This is a genomic window from Cupriavidus sp. MP-37 (assembly GCF_020618415.1).
GTDB lineage: Bacteria > Pseudomonadota > Gammaproteobacteria > Burkholderiales > Burkholderiaceae > Cupriavidus.
The window spans coordinates 405,656-424,868 of sequence record NZ_CP085344.1; the positions used below are offsets into that span (position 1 = coordinate 405,656).

Annotated in this window: 23 protein-coding genes; 11 read left to right on the top strand and 12 right to left on the bottom strand. The window is 69.1% G+C overall.

All coding sequences use genetic code 11. The features are described from left to right. The first annotated feature begins 79 nt into the window (after positions 1–79). Together LIN44_RS01860 and LIN44_RS01865 are read left to right on the top strand one after the other, a co-directional pair. Positions 80–1,000 carry a LysR family transcriptional regulator gene (locus LIN44_RS01860; RefSeq protein ID WP_025586057.1) on the top strand — a complete coding sequence of 307 codons (921 nt, stop codon included), beginning with the start codon at positions 80–82 and terminating at the stop codon, positions 998–1,000. Positions 1,001–1,014: 14 nt separating this feature from the next. After that, on the top strand, positions 1,015–1,395 hold the full coding sequence (locus LIN44_RS01865) for a DUF2784 domain-containing protein (protein ID WP_227313309.1): 381 nt from the start codon (positions 1,015–1,017) through the stop codon (positions 1,393–1,395). A 10-nt stretch (positions 1,396–1,405) separates the two neighbouring features. Here the strand turns inward: LIN44_RS01865 and LIN44_RS01870 are convergent, their stop codons facing one another. The 5 genes from LIN44_RS01870 to LIN44_RS01890 all read right to left on the bottom strand — a co-directional run bounded on the left by LIN44_RS01870 (position 1,406) and on the right by LIN44_RS01890 (position 6,641). Further along, positions 1,406–2,242 carry a crotonase/enoyl-CoA hydratase family protein gene (locus tag LIN44_RS01870; RefSeq protein WP_227313310.1) on the bottom strand — a complete coding sequence of 279 codons (837 nt, stop codon included), beginning with the start codon at positions 2,240–2,242 and terminating at the stop codon, positions 1,406–1,408. A gap of 39 nt (positions 2,243–2,281) precedes the next feature. Further along, on the bottom strand, positions 2,282–3,061 hold the full coding sequence (locus tag LIN44_RS01875) for an enoyl-CoA hydratase-related protein (RefSeq protein WP_227313311.1): 780 nt from the start codon (positions 3,059–3,061) through the stop codon (positions 2,282–2,284). 48 nt (positions 3,062–3,109) lie between these two features. Further along, complete coding sequence (locus LIN44_RS01880; protein WP_227313312.1) at positions 3,110–3,913, bottom strand: SDR family oxidoreductase; 804 nt, start codon at positions 3,911–3,913, stop codon at positions 3,110–3,112. Between the two features lie 590 nt (positions 3,914–4,503). Further along, complete coding sequence (locus tag LIN44_RS01885) at positions 4,504–5,196, bottom strand: GntR family transcriptional regulator (RefSeq protein WP_012354232.1); 693 nt, start codon at positions 5,194–5,196, stop codon at positions 4,504–4,506. A 47-nt stretch (positions 5,197–5,243) separates the two neighbouring features. Beyond that, positions 5,244–6,641: a C4-dicarboxylate transporter DctA gene (locus LIN44_RS01890; protein WP_227313313.1), complete on the bottom strand. Its 1,398-nt coding sequence runs from the start codon at positions 6,639–6,641 to the stop codon at positions 5,244–5,246. A gap of 393 nt (positions 6,642–7,034) precedes the next feature. Between LIN44_RS01890 and LIN44_RS01895 the strand changes: the two genes are divergently transcribed. Together LIN44_RS01895 and LIN44_RS01900 are read left to right on the top strand one after the other, a co-directional pair. Continuing rightward, positions 7,035–8,291, top strand: a complete 1,257-nt coding sequence (locus tag LIN44_RS01895) for an allantoate amidohydrolase (RefSeq protein ID WP_227313314.1) — start codon at positions 7,035–7,037, stop codon at positions 8,289–8,291. A 56-nt stretch (positions 8,292–8,347) separates the two neighbouring features. Further along, a complete protein-coding gene (locus LIN44_RS01900; RefSeq protein WP_227313315.1) occupies positions 8,348–9,616 on the top strand; it encodes a M20/M25/M40 family metallo-hydrolase in 1,269 nt (422 codons plus the stop codon). A 101-nt stretch (positions 9,617–9,717) separates the two neighbouring features. Here LIN44_RS01900 and LIN44_RS01905 read toward each other — a convergent pair whose 3' ends face one another. The 3 genes from LIN44_RS01905 to LIN44_RS01915 all read right to left on the bottom strand — a co-directional run bounded on the left by LIN44_RS01905 (position 9,718) and on the right by LIN44_RS01915 (position 10,952). After that, entirely contained in the window at positions 9,718–9,990 is a 273-nt protein-coding gene (locus LIN44_RS01905) for a type II toxin-antitoxin system RelE/ParE family toxin (RefSeq protein WP_227313316.1), read from the bottom strand. Continuing rightward, the gene (locus LIN44_RS01910) at positions 9,987–10,271 is read right to left on the bottom strand and encodes an antitoxin of toxin-antitoxin stability system (protein WP_227313317.1); all 285 of its coding nucleotides are present in this window, start codon (positions 10,269–10,271) and stop codon (positions 9,987–9,989) included. The genes LIN44_RS01905 and LIN44_RS01910 overlap by 4 nt, the downstream gene beginning before the upstream one ends. Positions 10,272–10,367: 96 nt before the next feature. Next, the gene (locus LIN44_RS01915) at positions 10,368–10,952 is read right to left on the bottom strand and encodes a GNAT family N-acetyltransferase (protein WP_227313318.1); all 585 of its coding nucleotides are present in this window, start codon (positions 10,950–10,952) and stop codon (positions 10,368–10,370) included. 172 nt (positions 10,953–11,124) lie between these two features. Here LIN44_RS01915 and arsC point away from each other — a divergent pair, with 172 nt between their 5' ends. After that, entirely contained in the window at positions 11,125–11,484 is a 360-nt protein-coding gene (gene arsC / locus LIN44_RS01920; protein ID WP_062795758.1) for an arsenate reductase (glutaredoxin), read from the top strand. A 70-nt stretch (positions 11,485–11,554) separates the two neighbouring features. On the opposite strand, the gene LIN44_RS01925 is transcribed toward arsC, so the two are convergent. The 3 genes from LIN44_RS01925 to LIN44_RS01935 all read right to left on the bottom strand — a co-directional run bounded on the left by LIN44_RS01925 (position 11,555) and on the right by LIN44_RS01935 (position 13,300). Next, positions 11,555–11,782 carry a hypothetical protein gene (locus tag LIN44_RS01925; RefSeq protein ID WP_227313319.1) on the bottom strand — a complete coding sequence of 76 codons (228 nt, stop codon included), beginning with the start codon at positions 11,780–11,782 and terminating at the stop codon, positions 11,555–11,557. Between the two features lie 206 nt (positions 11,783–11,988). After that, a complete protein-coding gene (locus tag LIN44_RS01930) occupies positions 11,989–12,645 on the bottom strand; it encodes an exonuclease (RefSeq protein ID WP_227313320.1) in 657 nt (218 codons plus the stop codon). Between the two features lie 4 nt (positions 12,646–12,649). Further along, on the bottom strand, positions 12,650–13,300 hold the full coding sequence (locus LIN44_RS01935; protein ID WP_227313321.1) for an MBL fold metallo-hydrolase: 651 nt from the start codon (positions 13,298–13,300) through the stop codon (positions 12,650–12,652). 260 nt (positions 13,301–13,560) lie between these two features. Here LIN44_RS01935 and LIN44_RS01940 point away from each other — a divergent pair, with 260 nt between their 5' ends. Continuing rightward, complete coding sequence (locus tag LIN44_RS01940; protein ID WP_227313322.1) at positions 13,561–14,328, top strand: septal ring lytic transglycosylase RlpA family protein; 768 nt, start codon at positions 13,561–13,563, stop codon at positions 14,326–14,328. An 84-nt stretch (positions 14,329–14,412) separates the two neighbouring features. Here LIN44_RS01940 and rsmI read toward each other — a convergent pair whose 3' ends face one another. Beyond that, on the bottom strand, positions 14,413–15,318 hold the full coding sequence (gene rsmI / locus LIN44_RS01945) for a 16S rRNA (cytidine(1402)-2'-O)-methyltransferase (RefSeq protein ID WP_227313323.1): 906 nt from the start codon (positions 15,316–15,318) through the stop codon (positions 14,413–14,415). An 18-nt stretch (positions 15,319–15,336) separates the two neighbouring features. Here rsmI and LIN44_RS01950 point away from each other — a divergent pair, with 18 nt between their 5' ends. The 5 genes from LIN44_RS01950 to LIN44_RS01970 all read left to right on the top strand — a co-directional run bounded on the left by LIN44_RS01950 (position 15,337) and on the right by LIN44_RS01970 (position 19,183). Beyond that, a complete protein-coding gene (locus tag LIN44_RS01950; RefSeq protein ID WP_227313324.1) occupies positions 15,337–15,729 on the top strand; it encodes a YraN family protein in 393 nt (130 codons plus the stop codon). A gap of 102 nt (positions 15,730–15,831) precedes the next feature. After that, a complete protein-coding gene (locus tag LIN44_RS01955; RefSeq protein WP_227313325.1) occupies positions 15,832–16,419 on the top strand; it encodes a phosphoheptose isomerase in 588 nt (195 codons plus the stop codon). Positions 16,420–16,474: 55 nt separating this feature from the next. Further along, positions 16,475–17,344 (top strand): BON domain-containing protein, encoded by an 870-nt coding sequence (locus LIN44_RS01960; protein WP_227313326.1) that lies wholly within the window; start codon positions 16,475–16,477, stop codon positions 17,342–17,344. Between the two features lie 183 nt (positions 17,345–17,527). Beyond that, the gene (locus LIN44_RS01965; protein WP_227313327.1) at positions 17,528–17,905 is read left to right on the top strand and encodes a c-type cytochrome; all 378 of its coding nucleotides are present in this window, start codon (positions 17,528–17,530) and stop codon (positions 17,903–17,905) included. A 12-nt stretch (positions 17,906–17,917) separates the two neighbouring features. Then, entirely contained in the window at positions 17,918–19,183 is a 1,266-nt protein-coding gene (locus LIN44_RS01970; RefSeq protein WP_227313328.1) for an NAD(P)/FAD-dependent oxidoreductase, read from the top strand. Positions 19,184–19,213: the final 30 nt, after the last annotated feature.

Genomic DNA, 19,213 nt, shown 5'->3' on the forward strand with positions numbered 1-19,213 from the left:
CGATCCGGTCCATCAGCCGCGCAGGGATGCCACAACCCCGGCGATGCCGCACAATGGCGCCCGGGAGACGAAATATCCGATGGACAAACTCAAGCAAATCGAAGCCTTTATCGCCGTGGTGGAGCACGGCAGCATGGCGGCCGCGGCGCTGACGCAGAACGTCACGCCGGTGATGATCGGCCGCCGCATCAACGCACTCGAAGCCCGCATCGGCGTCAAGCTGCTGCACCGGTCCACGCGCCGCATCGCCGTGACCGAGCAGGGCGCGGTGTTCATGGAGCAGTGCAAGAAGGCGCTGGCCGACCTCGACCGCGCCGAGATGCTGATCGCCGAAGGCAAGCACAAGGCCACCGGCCACCTGATCGTGTCGGCGCCGGCGGCGTTCGGGCGCAAGCACGTGGCGCCGCACGCGCCGGCGTTCCTGGCCAGCAATCCCGAGGTGCAGATCTCGTTCAACCTGACCGACCGCGTGGTCGACCTTGTGCGCGAAGGCTATGACGTCGGCATCCGCATCGGCGGTGCCATCGACCCCAACTTCGTCGCGATCAAGCTGGCGTCGAACAAGCGCGTGGTGTGCGGCACGCCGGCGTACTTCGCCAAGTACGGCGTGCCGCAGACGCTGGACGACCTGGCGCAGCACAACTGCCTGGCGTTCAACCTGCAGGGCGGGCAGCAGCGCGGCTGGTACTTCAGCCAGAACGGCAAGACCGTGACCGTGCGCGTCAACGGCAACCTCGACTGCAACGACGGCGAGCTGCTGCACCGCTGGACCGGCGAGGGCCTGGGCCTGGGCTGGCGCTCCACCTGGGAAATCCTGCCGCAGCTCGAGAGCGGCGAGCTGATCACGGTGCTGGACGAATACGCGCTGCCCGCCTACGACATCCTCGCCGTGTACCCGCAGCAGCGTCCGGTACCGGCCAAGATCCGCTTTTTCATCGAGCACCTGAAGGCGCAGTTCGCGCGCCCGGGCTACTGGATGGACACGGCGGGCGGCAACTGACGCCGCCGCATACGATGCCGATTGCCGCCTGGCTGGCCGACCTTGTCGTGATCGCGCACGCGCTGTTCATTGTGTTCGTGGTGGCGGGCGGCCTGCTGGTATTGCGCTGGCCGCGCGCCGCCTGGGTGCACCTGCCCGCCGCGGTGTGGGGCGTGCTGATCGAATGGGCCGGCTGGATCTGCCCGCTGACGCCGCTGGAAAACACGCTGCGCCGGGCTGCCGGGCAGGCCGGCTACAGCGGCGGCTTTGTCGAGCGCTACCTGTTGCCGCTGATCTATCCGGCGGGGCTGACGCCCGCGGTGCAGCTGTGGCTCGGCATGGTGGTGCTGGTGGTGAACGTGGCGATCTATGCGCTGTGGTGGCGCCGGCGGCGCCACCATCATGCCAGGCGCTGAGCGACCGGCTTCAGCTTGCCGGCGTGAAGCGCGGCGCGCGTTTCTCCAGGTTGGCCAGCACCGCCTCGCGCTGGTTGGGCGAGCCCACCAGCCGGTCCTGCTCGTCGGACTCGGCCTGCAGGATGGCGGCGTGGTCGCCGCGCTCGGCCACGGCCATCAGCCGCTTGGCGGCGCGGATCGCATCCGGGTTCTTCTGCGCGACTTCGCGCGCCGCGGCCAGTGCCGCAGCGCGCGGGTCGTCGGCAAGGTAGGTGCCCAGCCCCAGCGCGCACGCCTCGTTGCCGCTCAGCACGCGCGCGCTGTAGACCAGTTCGCGCAGCACATCGGGGCGCACCAGCCCGCGCGTCAGCACCATGCCCGCCATGTCCGGCACCAGCCCCCACTTCAGCTCCATCACCGACAGCCTGGCATCCGGCGCGACGTAGCGCACATCGGCGCCCAGCGCCACCTGCAGCCCGCCGCCGAAGGCCACGCCGTGCACCGCGGCGAAGACCGGCACCGGCAGCTCGCGCCAGACCATGCAGGCGTACTGCGGGCGGTTGGAGATGCCGTGGGTGCGCTGTCCGAGCCGGCCCGCGCCGAGGCTGTCGGGCTGCGACGCGCCCGCATCGTCCGCCAACATGCCGGCCATGCGGCCCATGTCCAGTCCTGCGCAGAAGGCGCGGCCTGCGCCGGACAGCACCACCGCGCGCAGGTCCGGCAGGCGCGCGAGCTGTTCGCCGGTCTCGATCAGGGCATCGAACATCGCCTGGTCGAGCGCGTTCATCTTGTCAGGACGGTTCAGGCGGACGTCGGCGACGCCGTCTTCGATCGTCACGAGGATACGTTCGTTGCTGCTGGCGCTCATGCGCGGGCTCCTTTGGAAGTGGCGGGGCAACCGCTGCGCTCAGCGGCCCTTGAACTGCGGCTTGCGCTTCTCGACGAAGGCGGCGACGCCTTCCTTGCAGTCTTCGCTGCGGCTGGCGCGCGACTGCAGCGTGGCTTCCACCTCGAGCTGCGCGGCCAGGTCGTTGCCGAAGCTCTGGTTGAGGGCCTGCTTGATCATGGCGTAGGCCATGGTCGGCATGGTCGCCAGGTGGCGGGCCAGCTTGCCGGCCTCGTCCTGCAGCGCGGCGTCGTCGTGGACTTTCCACACCAGCCCGATGCGGTGGGCTTCTTCCGCGTCGATCTTCTCGGCGAGGATGGCCAGTGCGCGGGCGCGCATCTCGCCGGCATAGCGCGGCAGGAAGTAGGTGCTGCCGGCATCAGGGATCAGGCCGATCTTGGAGAACGCCTGCAGGAAGCTGGCCGAGCGCGCCGCCAGCACCACGTCGCCCGCCAGCGCCAGGCTCATGCCGGCACCGGCGGCGACGCCGTTGACCGCGGTGATGACCGGCTTGGGCATTTCGCGCAGCGCCATGATGATCGGGTGGTAGCGTTCGCGCAGCAGCGTGCCGGAATCGGACACGCCGCCGCCCTGGCGCGCGGCCAGGTCGGCGCCGGCGCAGAAGCCGCGGCCGGCGCCGGTCAGCAGCACCGCACGCACCTCGGCGTCGGCCGCGGCGCGGTCCACGGCCTCGCGCAGTTCGCGCAGGATGTCGGCGTTCAGTGCATTGAGCACGTCCGGGCGGTTCAGGGTCAGCGTGGCCACGCCTTCGCTGGCTTGGTAGAGGACGGTTGCCGTCATGGAAGTTCTCCTGATTTTCGTTGCGGGTGCGGGATCCGGTACAGCGGTCTATTGCGGCTTCTTCAGCGCGTCGGCCGAGGCGTCGCCGAGCTTGCTGCCGCCGTCGCAGTCGAGGATGGTGCCGGTGACATAGCGGGCGTTGTCGCTGCTCAGGTACATCGCGGCGTCGGCGATATCGTCCTTGGTGCCGTAGTCGCGCAGCGCCAGCCGCGCCTTGTAGCGGGCCTCGATCTCGGGCGTCGGCGCCAGCCGCGCCATGCCTTCGGTGTCGGCGATCGGGCCGGGCGAGATGCCGTTGACGCGCACCCCCGCCGGTCCCCATTCCATCGCCAGGCACTTGATCAGCATGTTGATGCCGGCCTTGGCGGCGCAGGCATGGGCCTGGAACATCATCGCGTTGACCGCCTGCGGCGCGGTGATTGCGATCAGCGACGCGCCCGGCTTGTTGAGGTGGTCGAAGCTGGCGCGGAACACGTTGAAGGTGCCGAGCAGGTCGATATCGACCACGGTCTTGAAGGCATTGGCCGACATGCCGACCACGGGCGCCAGGAAATTGCCGGCGGCGCCGGAGATCACCACATCGATCGGGCCCAGTTCATCCTGCGCACGCGCGAGGGCGGCTTCGACCGCGGCGTAGTCGCGCACGTCGGCGGCCATGCCGATGGCGGTGCCGCCGGCCGCGGTGATGGTGTCGGCGGCGGCCTGGATGCGCTCGGCGGTGCGGCTGATCAGCGCCAGCCGGGCGCCGGCGCGGGCAAAGCCGTGCGCGATGCCAAGGTTGATGCCGGACGAAGCGCCGGCGACGAATACGGTCTTGCCGGCAAAGGCGTCGGGACGGAAGGCGCTGGGCATGGGAAGTCCTTTTCGGTCGGAAGCAGGGCTGGTGCAGGAAAGGGCTAGCGCCGGCGGCGCGGCGGCACGGCAGGTATCGCGCGATGGCGCATGGCGGTCTCCCTGTGATCGTTATGGTGTGCGGCTGCCCCGCAGCGTGGCGGGACGGCGCCGGCCCGTGGCGGGCGTGCGGCATCCTAACCCGAAGCCGCGATTCGTTTTTCATGCTGCGGCCGGCGCGCTGTGCGCGGCAAACGCACTCGACGCCACTACGCGGGTATCCGGAGCGCAGGCCCGGGCCATCGCAAACTGCTGTCAGGAAAGGGAAAAAACGATGCCGGACGGCACGGGTTCGAGGCGGCGGGGCGGCGCGCCATTTCGCGGCGCGGAACCCCGCCCTCAGAAAAAAGAAAGCCCGCACACCGTTGCAGCGTGCGGGCAGCCTGCCGACGATGAGGTGCCGGCAGGCAAGTGCTCATGAAGTGCGCCCCCGCGTCTTCATGGCGAGATGAAGTTTGCGCGCGGGCGGCCGGTGGTGCTTTGACTCACGTCAAGCGGCCGGCAAAGGCCAGCAATAGGGGAGGAAGGTGAACCGGGCGGGTGCGTGTCGCCTAGGCCAGCAGCGCGGCCACCAGGTCCTTGCCGCGCGCAACCGGCGCGGTTTCCTCGAAATGCAGCGCGCCTTCCACGTGGCCCAGGTGGTCGACCATCAGCGTGACGGCGCGCTCGACATCGCCGGCGCGGGCGGCCTCGATGAACTCGCGGTGCTCGTCCGACGAGCAGGCCGCGTCGCGGCGCGACTGGTACAGCATGGTGATGACCGCGCTGCGCGCCGACAGCTCGCGCATCATCTCGGTCAGCACGCCGTTGCCGACCACTTCGGCCAGCACGATATGGAAGTCGCCCAGCAGCCGGGTGCGCACCTGCGCATCGTTGCCCGCCAGCGACTTGCGCTCGGCCGCCAGGTGGCGGTCGATGCGCTTGTAGTCGGCGGCAGTGGCCTTGGCGACAAACTCGCGCGCCAGCGCGGCTTCGAGGATGCGGCGCACCGCGAACACCTCGCGCGCTTCCTCGGCGCTGGGCTTGGCCACGAACGCCCCTTTGTCCGGCACGATCTGGATGACCTTGTCCTTGGACAGCATCAGCAGCGCCGCGCGCACCTTGGTGCGGCTGACGCGGTAGACACTGGCCAGCGCCTCCTCGCGCAGCTTGGTGCCGGGCGGCAGGCGGTGCGAAACGATGGCCGCGACGATGTCGTCGGCGATCGCTTCGGCGGTCATGTCAGGATCGATATGCTCGGGCATGGCAGCGCACTTGCGCAGAGGCTGCGCGGTTGGGGAGATGCGTGATTCTAGCGCCCCGCGACCGGGCCCGGCACGATGGCCGCAGCGGTGGCGTCCTGCGCCATCGCGGCCAGGCCGGCATCCAGGTCGGACGCCTCGATGGTGCCGTTCAGCACCCCGTGCGCCCGGGCGCGGTCGATGTCCTTCTCCCACGCCGCCACCACCACGGTGGCGACGCAGTTGCCGATCAGGTTGCCGAGCGCGCGCGCGATGCCGATAAACCAGTCCACCGACAGCACCAGCACCAGGCCGATCGCCGGGATCGCCGGATGCGCCGACAGCGTCGCGGCCAGGATCACGATGGCCGAGCCGGGAATCCCGTGCGCGCCCTTCGAAGTGATCAGCGCCACCGCCAGGATGCCGAGCAGGTCGGCCATTGCCAGCGGCGTGTTGGTCGCCTGCGCGATGAAGACCGCGGCCAGCGTCAGGTAGATCGAGAACGCGTCGAGGTTGAACGAGTAGCCGGTCGGGATCACCAGGCCCACCACCGACTTCTTGACGCCCATGAACTCGAGCTTCTTCATCACCTGCGGCAGCACGCTGTCGGACGAGGCGGTGCCCAGCACCACCAGCAGCTCGGCGCGCAGGTAGCGGATCAGCTTGATCACCGAGAAGCCGCAAGCGCGCATGATGCCGCCCAGCACCACCAGCACGAACACGATCACCGCGCCGTAGAACAGCAGCACCAGGAAGCCCAGCTGCTTGAGCGAGCCGATGCCGTACTTGCCCACCGTGAACGCCACCGCGCCCAGCACGCCCAACGGCGCCAGCTTGATGATAAAGCCCATCATCTTGAACAGCGTGTGCGAGAAGGTATCGATCAGGCTCACCAGCGGCCGGCCAGGCTCACCCACCAGCGACAGCGCGCAGCCGAACAGGATCGACACCACCAGTACCTGCAGCACGTCGCCGTTGGCGAAGGCACCGAACACGGTATTGGGGATCAGCTTGAGCAGGAAGTCGACCGTGCCTTGGTCCTTGACCTTGGTGGCGTTGTCGATAAAGCCGGCAATGGCCGAGGCGTCGAGCGACCGCGGATCGACGTTCATGCCCACGCCGGGCTGGAACACGTAGGCCAGCACGATGCCCAGCGCCAGCGCGATGGTGGTGACGACCTCGAAGTACACCACCGCCTTGATGCCGACGCGGCCGACCTTCTTCAGCTCGCCGGCGCCGCAGATGCCGGCCACCACCACGCAGAACACGATCGGGCCGATCAGCATCTTGATCAGCTTGATAAAGGCATCGCCAAGCGGCTTGAGCTTGGCGGCGAATTCCGGAAATGCCAGGCCCAGTGCCGTGCCGATCACCAGGGCGATCAGCACCTGGCCGAACAGCGAGCGGGTAAAGCGGGTGTGCAGGCGGGGGCTACCCGGGCGCTGCTGCGAGGGAACTGCGTGCTGCATGGTTGTCTCCGTGCGGGGCCGGTCCGGCGCCTGTGCGCTGGCGGGCCCATTTCGATCCAGGAATCACCGGCGGCCCCATGTTGCTCTGACGGCTGGGGTGGGCTGCCGGCCTTACGCTCTGGCGCGGGGCTCCGGGTCGGGAACGCGCCACCGCGGAGCGCCCCCCTGTTGGGGCGGACTCCACGCAATTCGCTGTCCGGACCGGATTGTCCGCGGCGAATTGTCTGAACGTGGAACCGAATATAGTGCATATCATTTTTGTATGCAATTTTTGAATTCACTGTGCTACCATGGATCGCACAGAATAGAGCTTCGGCCATGGGCGCCCGCCCGCACTGGCACTCCGCCAGCCCCGCCGCCGCGGCTTTCACGCACTTCCAGCAGGAGACACGCATGGCAGCAAATCCGTCGCCGTCCGCCGCAGAGACTGGCACGCGCATCATGGCCTGGGCCGACGCCCTGGCCGTCCACACCGAGCAGCCCGGCATGCTCACCCGCACCTACCTGACCGAGGCCCACCACGGCGCCGCCGCGCAGCTGACCGAGTGGATGCAGCAAGCCGGCATGACGGTGCGCCGCGATGCCGCCGGCAACGTGATCGGCCGCTACGAGGGCACCACGCCGGACGCGCCGGCGCTGCTGACCGGCTCGCATTTCGACACCGTGCGCGACGCCGGCCGCTATGACGGCAACCTGGGCGTGATCCTGCCGATCGCCTGTGTGGCGGAATGGAACCGGCAGGGCAAGCGCTTTCCGTTTGCGCTCGAGGTAGTGGGCTTTGCCGAGGAAGAGGGCGTGCGCTTCAAGGCCACGCTGCTGGGCAGCCGCGCCATCGCCGGCACCTTCGACAACAACGTGCTGGACAATGTCGACGACAGCGGCAAGACCATGCGCGAGGTGATGCGCGAGGCCGGTTTCGACGCCGCCGCGCTGCCCGCCGCCAAGCATGACCGCAGCAAGGTGGCGGCCTTTATCGAGGTGCATATCGAGCAAGGCCCGGTGCTGCTGAACGAAGGCCTGCCGGTGGGCGTGGTGACCGCGATTTCCGGCGCGACCCGCTTCCTGGTCGAGCTCGAAGGCCTGGCCGGCCATGCCGGCACCGTGCCGATGGACATGCGCCGCGACGCCGCCATGGCCGGCGCCGAAATCGGCCTCTATATCGAAAAGCGCTGCGGCGGCAAGCCGGGCCTGGTCGGCACCGTGGGCCAGTTCAACGTGCCCAACGGCGCCACCAACGTGGTGCCCGGCCGCGCGGTGTTCTCCATCGACATCCGTGCCGGCGAGGACGCCGAGCGCGAGGCCGCCGTCAATGACGTGCTGGCCGAGATCGAGCGCGTCTGCGCGCGCCGCAACGTGCGCGCGCAGATCCGCAAGACCCACGAGGCGAAGAGCGTTCCCTGCGCCCCGTGGCTGCAAGAGCAATGGGCCGCCGCCATCGCCCGCCAGGGCGTGCCGGTGCGCCACCTGCCGTCGGGCGCCGGCCACGACGCCATGGCCATTGCCGCCATCGCCGATGTCGCCATGCTGTTCGTGCGCTGCGGCAACGGCGGCATCAGCCACCATCCCACCGAAACCATGACCGCCGAGGATGCCGCACTGTCCGCGCGCGTGTTCAGTGATTTCGTCGAGCACTTCCGGCTGCCGCAGTAAGCCAGCGCGCCCGGAAGCCCCACCCGAACCTCCCTCAGAAGTTAAGAGAACAAGTCATGACCGCACGAGACAATATGAACCCCATCGAAACCACGCTGACGCAGTTCATCGACCAGCACCGTCCGCAGCAGGAAGCCTTCCTGGCCGAACTGGTCAAGGTGCCGTCGGACAACCCCGCGGGCGATTGCGACGCGCACGGCAAGCGCGCCAAGGAACTGCTGGAGGGCCTGGGCTTCACGGTGGAGGCCCACAAGGTGCCCGACGAGCAGGTCAAAGCCGCCGGCATGATCAGCGCCACCAACCTGATCGTGCGCAAGCAGTTCGGCACCGGCGGCCCGACCATCGCCATGAACGCCCACGGCGACGTGGTGCCCCCCGGCCTGGGCTGGACCAAGGACCCGTACGGCGGCGAAGTGGCAGACAGCGAGCACGGCCCGGTCATGTACGGCCGCGGCGTGGCAGTGTCCAAGTCGGATTTCGCCACCTACACCTACGCCGTGCTGGCACTGATGGAAGCCGAGAAGCAAGGCGCGAAGATCAACGGCGCGGTCGAGCTGCAGTTCACCTATGACGAGGAGACCGGCGGCGACATCGGTCCGAAGTTCCTGCTCGACAATAACCTGAGCAAGGCCGATTACGCCATCTCGGCCGGCTTCTCGTACGGCATCACCTCGTCGCACAACGGCTGCCTGCACGTCGAGGTGACGGTCAAGGGCAAGCAGGGCCACGCCGCCATGCCGCACACCGGCGTCGACGCGATCGAGGCCGCCACCCACATCCTGCAGGCCATCTACGGCCTGCGCGCCGAACTGGCCACGCGCAAGTCGAAGGTGCCGGGCATCGACACCGCCACGCTGAACGTCGGCCTGATCAAGGGCGGCATCAACACCAACGTGGTGCCGGACCTGGTGACCTTCCGCGTCGACCGCCGCATGATCCCCGAGGAAATCGGCTTCGACGCCGAAGGCGAGATCCGCGCCGTGGTCGAGAAGGCCGCCAAGGACCGTCCGGGCATCGAGGTGAAGGTCGAGCGCATCATCCTGGCCGAGCCGCTGTCGGAACTGCCGGGCGTGGAAAAGCTGATCGGCGCGCTGAAGAGCCGTGCCGAGTCGGTGTTCGGCGTGGAAATCCCGGTGCAGGGCGTGCCGCTCTACACCGATGCCCGCCACTACACCAAGCGCGGCATCCCCACCGTGCTGTACGGCGCCGGCCCGCGCACGCTGATGGAAGCGCGCGGCCATAACTCCGACGAGAACCTGCGCCTGAACGACCTGAACCGTGCCACCAAGGTGGTGGCGCTGGCGCTGTCGGACCTGATGCAGTAAGGCATGCCGGGCTGCCGGCGCACCACTCCAGCTGTTCAATGCAAAACGCCACGGAAACCCGTGGCGTTTTTCGTTGCTTTGCCTGAAGCGCCGACAGGCCGCTACAAGGCACGCCGCGATGTGTGTGCGACTGCCACTACCCAGATCACTCCTTCATCAAGTTCGTAAACCAACCGGTAATTCTCGTGCGCCACGTACTCACGAGCGCCAGTCGAGCGACCCGCCGTGCCAAGTTCGGGGAATTGCTGCAGCCGCGCAGCCGCCTCGTTGAACCGCCTTTCCATCCGTACCGCGGCAACGGGATCATGCTGAGCGATGAAGCTCCGGATCGCCATACGTTGTTTCAGTGCCTGTGGCGTCCAGACGAGCTTCAAGTTTGCCGCAAGATTGCCGCGCACCAGGCGGCGGACTCGGCCTCCACCTGCTCGTTTGGAATGCCGATGCCGGCGCGCATGGAGGCCCTGCCTTCTTCAACCATCTGCTGAAAAAGGGCCTCGTCATCGCGCGATTGCTGGCGTTGCGCGAGATACTGACGTATCAGGGCTTCGGCCACCTGCGAGGTGGTAAGGCCTTCGGCCGCGGCCTCGGCCATGAAGGCATCACGCAGTTGCGGATTCAGCGTGAGGGTGAGCTTGGATTTTTCCGACACAAGCATTTCCGGGGTCCTTGTGATGACAGAGTATAGGCATTGTCGATACCGGAGACCCGCCTGCCTATGAGATACGTCTGAACTCGGGGAAGCCGATTCCGCCTATGCCGGCAGCGATGTCGCACCGGCCCCGAGCACCCTCTGCATCAGCACCGTGTCGATCCAATGCCCATGCTTGAAGCCCACCGCCTCCAGCCGGCCGACGGTGCGGAAGCCCAGCCGCTCATGCAGGGCCAGCGAGCCCGCGCCCTCGCCGCCGGCGGTGCACGCGATCACGGCGACCATCTGGCGCCACGGGCCGGTCTCGCAGCGCGCGATCAGCTCGGCCAGCAGCGCCTGGCCCAGGCCCTCGCCGACGCGGCGGTGGTCGATGTAGATCGAGTCTTCGATGGCAAAGCGGTAGGCGCTGCGCGCGCGATAGGCCGAGGCATAGGCGTAGCCCAGCACCTCGCCGTCGCGCTCGGCGACCAGATAGGGCAGGCCCTTGCGGTGCACTTCGGCAAGGCGCAGCTGCATCTCGTCGACACTGGGCGGCACTTCTTCGAACGAAGCGCGCCCGTGCCGCACATGGTGGGCGTAGATCGCGTGGATGGCGGCAACGTCGGCGCCGCCGGCATCGCGCAACGTAAAGGGTTTGCGCGTGCCATGGCTGCGTGGCTCCGCGGCGGAAACGGGAGTGGAGGTCATCGGAATGGCGCCTGTGGCAAGAAGCCGGTGCAACGCAGGATGCGTGCCGGTGCAGATGCACCGCACGATGCTGCGCGCCGGCCGCTGTCTTGTATATAGTGCGGATGGATTTGCACCGTATCAGTGCCGATGCCCAGCTGCGGGGCACGGCCATGACAAGAAAGGAACTGCCATGATCACCATCTACCACAACCCCCGCTGCTCCAAGTCGCGCGAGACCCTCGCCCTGGTCCAGGCTGCCGCCGAGCGGCTGGGAGAGCCGGTGGAGATCGTCGAGTACCTGAAGGACCCGCCGTCGCTGTCGACGCTGCGCCAGCTGCACACGCTGCTGGGCGTGCCGGTGCGCGAGATGCTGCGCGACAACGAAGCGCCGTATGCCGAGCTGGGCCTGGCCGATCCCGGCCTGACCGATGCCGAGCTGCTGGCGGCGGTGGCCGACAACCCGATCCTGCTGCAGCGTCCGGTGGTGGTGCGCAACCGCCGCGCGGCGATCGGCCGCCCGCCGGAGAACGTGGCGCCGCTGCTGGCCTGAAATAAAACCGGCCCCCACGGTGGGTGGGGGCCGGCCGGTCTGCGAGGCAGTCTGCTTCAGGCAGGGTCGTCTAATGAACACCCAGCCAGTGCATGGCCTCCTGACCGAAAGCGATGGCCGCCAGCACCACCAGCAGCACCACCAGTGTCACGGTGCTGACGTAGAGCGTGGCCTTGGCGACTTCGGCGTCCTCATCCGAGGAGTGGCGGTGCGTAATGGGCGTGGCGTTCCGCGTGGCATGCGGCCAATGGATCCGGCCAGCCAGGTCTCTCAAGTGCAGGTCGGTAGGGAAACGCATGATCGACACCTCCTCGGCAGGCGCCGCGCGGTCCGGGCAAGATGGCTCAAACGGCATATGGCGTGGCTGCGCAAGTGCGCCGGTTAGTCATGGCTCGTTTCGCCCGGTAACGCCATATCCGCTTCTACTATAGCCGGGCTGGCGCCAGATGCGAGCAGCGGCCTGCAAGGGACATGCCGCCGCGCTTGACGCGGCGCAAAAGGCGATCAGGCTCGTGGCGGCGGAGGTGAGGGCACGCTTGCGTTGGCAGCCTCTTCCGGCAAGGCTGCCGCCAGCGTCGCTTCGCGCTCGCGCAGCGTCGCCAGCATGTTGCAGAACAGCGCGCCCTGTTCCATCGCATCGTCGAGCGCCACGTGGGTGTGCGGCAGCGGATCCATCCATCCCGCCGGGAAGGCCGCCTTGACGGTCTTGCGATAGGGCCGCCCGGTCAGTGCAAAGCCCAGCGTCTTGACGTCGAGCGCGGCCCAGCCGAATGGGGAGCGCCCGGCGAAGCGCATCATGTACCAGAACATCCAGGTGAAATCGAAGCCGGCCGGAAAGGCGACGAAGACCGGCTTGCCGGGCAGGGCCTCGACCCATTCGACATAGCGCACCATGGCGTCCTCGGGCCGCTGCAGGTCGCGCCGGCAGGCGCTCCAGGCTTCGGGCTGGGTCTGCCACCACTGCATCTGCACCGGGTGGCCGGCGGCGCCGGGCAGGGTTTCGAGGTTGGCCGAGAAGGTGCCGAGCACGGTCTTGTCCGCCAGCATCGCCACCGAGGCGAAGGACAGCATCGAGTGCGGCCCCGGGATCGGGCCGTCGGCCTCGACGTCGGTGCTGACGTAGATCTCGGGACGGGTGTCGGGCGCCTGTCGCTTGGCCATGGCCTCAGCCCGCGTCGACCAGGTGATCGGCGACGAACGGGTTGTTGCGGCGCTCCTGGCCGAAGGTGGAGACCGGGCCGTGGCCGGGGATAAAGGTCACGTCCTCGCCCAGCGGCCACAGTCGCGTGCGGATCGAGCGGATCAGGTCGGCGTGGTTGCCGCGCGGGAAGTCGGTACGGCCGATCGACCCGGCGAACAGCACGTCGCCGACCACTGCCAGGCGGTTGGCACGCGAGAAGAACACCACGTGCCCCGGGGTATGGCCAGGACAGTGGTAGACCTCCAGGGATTCATTGCCGAACTGCACGGTGTCGCCGTTCTCGAGCCAGCGGTCGGGCTCGAAGCTCTCGCCATGGCCGAAGCCGAAGCGGCGCGTCTGCTCGGGCAGCTGCTCGATCCAGAAGCGCTCGTCCTGCTGCGGGCCCTCGATCGGGATGCCGAGTTCGCGCGACAACGCCGCGGCGCCGGCGCAATGGTCGACGTGGCCGTGCGTCAGGAAGATCTTTTCCAGCGTCACGCCTTGCTCCTTCACCGCCGCGCGGATGCGGTCGAGATCGCCGCCCGGATCGCAGACCGCGGCGGCACCGGTGCTTTCATCGATCAGCAAGGAACAGTTCTGCTGGAAGGGCGTGACGGGAATGAGGAGGGCTTTCATGGAGATCTTATGTGGCCGGCCCGGGCCTCTGGTGGCGCGATCGGCGGCAGTGCCCAGCATTGTAGCGCCGGGAGGGTCGGGCACGCCTGACGGCTTCGATGTGATGATTGGGTTACCCGTCGCGGGCCCTGCCGCATCGGGCTGAATCCGTTGCCGCAAAAGGGATTCCGGCCAATTAGACCCCGATCGTGCGAAATCGCACAGATTTCGTAACAAATTGAAAGAGATAGTCCCAAACAGTCAATGTTAGACTGCCGCCCATGTTACGGATCTCCGCTCTCACCAAGCGCTGGCAACGGCTGGCCAAGCTCGGCGCATGCACCGCATGCGCCGTGGTGCTGGCCGCTTGTGCCACGCCGCCTGAAAGCGATACCGCCGGCACCGACGCCGGCGATGCCGTGCCCACGCGCGCGGCCAAAAACGGCAAGCCCGCCCGGACCGAACGCGCCGAGGCCAAGCCCGCCGCGCGCACGCCCGACACCGGCAGCTGGAACCTGTTCGGCTATGACCCCGACGAAGGCCGCAGCGGCAACTCGCTCGAAGGCCTGCGCGCCGACATCGGCACGTTCGAGCAGCGCGGCGTGGCCTCGTGGTACGGCAAGGGCTTCCATGGCCGCAAGACCGCCAACGGCGAGCGCTTCGACATGCGCGCCATGACTGCGGCGCATCCGTCGCTGCCGCTGGACAGCTGGGTGCTGGTGCGCAACCTGCGCAACAACAAGGTGGCGGTGCTGCGCATCAATGACCGCGGGCCGTACCACGGCAACCGCGTGCTGGATGTGTCCTATGGCGCGGCGCGCCGCCTGGGCTTTGTCGAGCGCGGCGCCACCAACGTCGAGATCCGCCGCCTGACCCGCACCGAAGTCGCCGCGCTGGGCCCGCAGGTGGATGCCGGCGGCACCGAAGCCGGCGACGGCAGCGGCGATGACGACGTGTCCGTGCCCGAACTGGCCAGTTCGCTGGCGCCCGCCAAGGCGCGCAAGACGGCCAAGGCCAGCGGCAAGACCGTCAAGCGCAAGCGCCGCTGAGTGCGCCAGCGCCGCCGCATGCCGCCGCGCGCTGACACTTTCCTCTTACATTCTTACCTGCAGGCCCGCGCGCGGGCCGCGGCATCAATCGTCGGCGTCGCCGGCACGCTGCGCCAGCGCAAGCTGGTACAGCGCGTCGGTGCCGGCGCCCGTGATCGCGGCCGCCAGCTTGGCGGCGCGCTTGGCCGGCAATTCGGCCAGCAGCAGCGCCAGCACGCGCTGCGCTTCGGCATCCGGCAGACTGTCTGTGGCGGCGCTGCCGGCCCCTTCCACCACCAGCACGAATTCTCCCTTGGCGCGGTTCGGGTCGGCCGCCAGCCAGGCCGGCGCCTGCGCCACCGGCATCACGGCGATGTCCTCGAACAGCTTGGTCAGTTCGCGCCCGACCAGCAGCCGGCGCGCGCCCGGCAGGCCCGCCGCCAGCGCGGCGAGTGTGTCGGCGATGCGGTGCGGCGCCTCGTAGCAGACCCAGGCGTGGTCCAGCGCCGCCAGCCGGGCGATCGCCTCGGCGCGGGCCTTGGGCTTGGGGGGCAGGAAGCCGGCAAAGGTGAAGCGGCCCGCGCCGGCGTCGAGCAGGTCGCCCGCCACCGACAGCGCCGCCACCGCCGCACTGGGACCGGGCAGCGGCACCACCGGATGGCCGGCGGCGCGCACCGCCTCGACCAGCCGCGCGCCGGGGTCGGAGATGCCCGGCGTGCCGGCGTCCGAGACGTAGGCGATGCGCTCGCCCGCCGCCAGGCGCTCGGCGATGCGGCCCGCGGCCTCGCGCTCGTTGTGCTCGTGCACCGCCACCAGCGGCCGCTGCAGGCCGAGGCGCGACAACAGCTGGCCGGTATTGCGGGTGTCTTCGCAGGCCACCGCGTCGGCCAGCCCCAGCACATGCAGCGCGCGCAGCGACAGGTCGGCGACATTGCCGATGGGCGTGGCCACGACATAGAGCGTGCCGGCGGGGTACGACTGGCTTGCCGCCAGGGAGATCCAGTCACTCATGCTTGAGAACTTCCGTTGATGCGATCATTCAAATCCACGCAGGCGCCGAGCCGTCAGGCACGCGGGGCGCAGGCCGAGGACCGGGCCCTGGCCCACTTGCGGGGCCAGGGCCTGGAGCCCGTGGTGCGCAATTATCGCTGCAAAGGCGGCGAGATCGACCTGGTGATGCGCGCGCCGGACGGCACGCTGGTGTTCGTCGAGGTGCGCCAGCGCAGCGGGCGCGGCTTCGGCGGTGCCGCGGCGAGCATCACGCTGGCCAAGCAGCGGCGCGTGCTGCTGGCCGCGGGACACTACCTGGCGACGCTGGCCCGGGTGCCCCCTTGCCGCTTCGACGTGGTGGCGCTCGAGCCCGGCCGGCTGGAGTGGCTGCAGCACGCCTTTGACGCGGATGCCGCCGGGGCTGGGTCATAATGCGCGGCAGACATCAGCGGCAGACATCAGCGGCAGACATCAGCGGCAGACATGAGAGCGGCGATCTGCGGATCGCCATGGCAACAAACAGGCCCCCGAGCCATGAGTATCGACAGTATCCAGCAACAGTTCCTAGACAGTGCCGAAGCCAAGCGACAGGCCGCGGCGGTGATGGCCCCCTATATCGACGCCGCGGTGGAACGCATGGTCGGCGCGCTGACCAGCGGCAACAAGATCCTGGCCTGCGGCAATGGCGGCTCGGCGGCGCAGGCGCAGCATTTCGCCGCCGAGCTGGTCGGGCGCTTCGAGCGCGAACGGCCCGGCCTGGCCGCGATCGCGCTGAGCACCGACAGCTCGATCCTGACCGCGATCGGCAACGACTACGACTTCAGCAAGGTGTTTGCCAAGCAGGTCGAGGCGCTCGGCCAGCCCGGCGACATCCTGCTGGCGATTTCCACCTCGGGCAATTCGGACAACGTGATGGCCGCGGTGGCCGCCGCGCGCCAGCGCGAGATGGCCGTGGTGGCGCTGACCGGCAAGGGCGGCGGGGCCATCGCCGGCCTGCTCGATGAATTCGACATCCACCTGTGCGTGCCCAGCGAGCGCACCGCGCGGATCCAGGAAGTGCACCTGCTGACGCTGCACTGCCTGTGCAACGGCATCGACGAGGCACTGCTCGGGGAAGCGTGATGCCGCGCATCCGCCGACCTTCCCATTCCCAACATCCCGACACAGCAAGGACCGCATGACCCATCTGCCCACTACGCAAGCTTCCCGCAACGGCGCGGACGCGCGCCATCCTTCCCGTCCGCTGGCCAGCTCCGGCCTGGGCCGCGCCGGCCTGGCCGCCGTCGCGCTGGTGTGCGCCACGCAGCTGGCCGGCTGCTTCCCGGTGATCGCCGGCGCCATGGGCACCGGGGTGGCGATGGCCACCGACCGCCGCCCGGCCGCCACCCAGACCGTCGACCGCGGCCTGCAGCTCGAGGCTGAAAGCACCATCAACTCGCGCTTCAGCGGCCAGGCCCGCGTCAACGTAACCGTCTTCAACCGCAAGGTGCTGCTGACCGGCGAGGCGAAGAACGACAGCGTCAAGCAGCAGATCGAGCAGTACGTGCGCGGCCTGCAGAATGCGCGCGTGGTGATCAACGAGCTCGAGGTGGTCAACTCGCCCGGCTTCATGACCCAGAGCCAGGACGCCTACCTGACCAGCAAGGTCAAGACCCTGCTGATGACCGCCGAAGGCGTGCCGTCCAACTCGATCAAGGTGACCACCGAAAAGAGCGTGGTCTACCTGCTCGGCGTGGTCACCAGCGCCGAGGGCGACCGCGCCACCGACGTGGCGCGCAATGCCTCGGGCGTGACCAAGGTGGTCAAAGCCTTCGACTACGTCAACGACGCCGAGCGCGCGCGCCTGGATGCGGCTTCGACCTCGCAGAACCCGTCGTTCGACGGCAGCGTCGGCACGCCGGCGCCGGTGCAGTCGGTACCGGGCGTGGGCGGGCCGATCGATGCGCCGGCCGGTGCGGCATCGGGTACGGCGGGCGCCACCACCGCGCCGGTGGCAGCCCCGGTCACTTCGCCGGTGGCGCTGCCGCCTGGCCGCAACCTGCCCTGAAGCGCGCAGCGCTCCCCGTCCTGGCCGGTCAATATGGCGCCCCGCGGCGCCCGCTTATGCGGGCGCCGTTTTTCATTCTGCGGTTTGCGGCGCACACCGTGGCGGGCCGATGTGCTACGGTTGCCACGCTGGCTGACTGCGCTGACTGCGATAGCGCTGCGCCGGCCCAGACGGAGCGAGACCATGACAACAACGATCCCCCGGCCTGCCTGGCGTCTGCCGCTTGGATGGGCGCTGCTGGCAGCGATGCTGTGCGCCCAGCCGGTGCTGTCGGCCGAACCCGGCGCTGCGCCGGCCGCGGCGCCTGCCCCTGCCACCGATGCCGCGCTGCGCGCGCGCAGCCGGGCCGCCGCCTGCACCAGCTGCCACGGCCCGTCCGGCCGGGCCCCGGCCGGCAGCACGATCCCGCCGCTGGCCGGCCGCCCGCAGGCGGAGCTGGCCGCGCAGATGCAGGCCTTCAAGGCCGGCACGCGCCCGGCCACGGTGATGCACCAGATTGCCAGGGGTTACAGCGACGACCAGATCGCCGCGATCGCGGCGTGGTTTGCCGCCGTGCGCTGACAGGAGCGAGCCATGCAAAGACGAAGCTTCCTCGGCGCCGCGGGCGCCGCAGTACTGGCTACGGCCGGGATCCGGCCGGCGCGCGCCGCGGCCCGCGCCAGGGTGGTGGTGGTCGGCGGCGGCTATGGCGGGGCCACGGCGGCGCGCTACCTGCGCGAATGGAGCGGGCAGGCGATCGAGGTGACGCTGGTCGAACCGAATCCGGCCTTTGTCTCGTGCCCGCTGTCGAACCTGGTGCTGGGCGGCAGCCGCGAGCTCGGCGACCTGACGCTGCCGTACGACGCGCTGGTGCGCCGCCACGGCGTGCGGCTGGTGCGCGACACCGCGGTCGCCATCGACCCGGCCAGGCGGACCGTGCGCCTCGCGGGCGGCGGCGTGCTGCCCTATGACCGCCTGCTGCTGTCGCCCGGCGTCGAGATGATGCGCGACGCGCTGCCAGGGCTGAAGCGGCCCGGCGGCGACCAGATCCTGCATGCGTGGAAGGCCGGCCCCGAAACCGTCGCGCTGCGCCGCCAGCTGGAGGCGATGCCCGATGGCGGCACCTATGCCATCAGCGTGCCGCTGGCGCCGTACCGCTGCCCCCCAGGCCCGTACGAGCGCGCCTGCCAGGTGGCGCACTATTTCAGGCAGCACAAGCCGCGCAGCAAGGTGCTGATCCTCGACGCCAATGCCGATATCACCTCCAAGGCCGCGCTGTTCCGCCAGGTGTGGGCCGCGCAATACCCGGGCATGGTGGAATACCGGCCGCAGCACGAGGTGGCCGATGTCGACCCCGCCACGCGCACGCTCAAGTTCGAGGTGCAGGACGATGTGCGCGCCGACGTGCTCAACGTGCTGCCGCCGCAGCGGGCCGGCGCGATCGCGGTGTCGGCCGGGCTGGCCACCGCCAACGCCAAATGGTGCGAGGTGGATTTCCTCAGCTTCGAAGCGCGCGCCGCGGCCCATATCCATGTGATCGGCGACGCCATCCAGATCGCGCCGCAGATGCCCAAGTCCGGCCATATGGCCAACCAGCACGGCAAGGTCGCGGCGGCGGCGCTGGTGGCGTTGCTGTCGGGCCGCGCCCCGGACCCGGAGCCGCTGTACAACAACACCTGCTACAGCTTTACCTCCGACCGCGAGGCGGTGCACGTGGCCACCGTGCATCGCTACGACGCGGCGCAGAAGACCATGGTCACGGTGCCGGGCTCGGGCGGGCTGTCGCCGGCGCCGACGGTGATCGAGGGCGATTACGCGCTGGCCTGGGCGCGGGGCATCTGGGCGGAGATGCTGGGCTGACACTGCCGGCGGTGCGGGCGGCACGGCTGC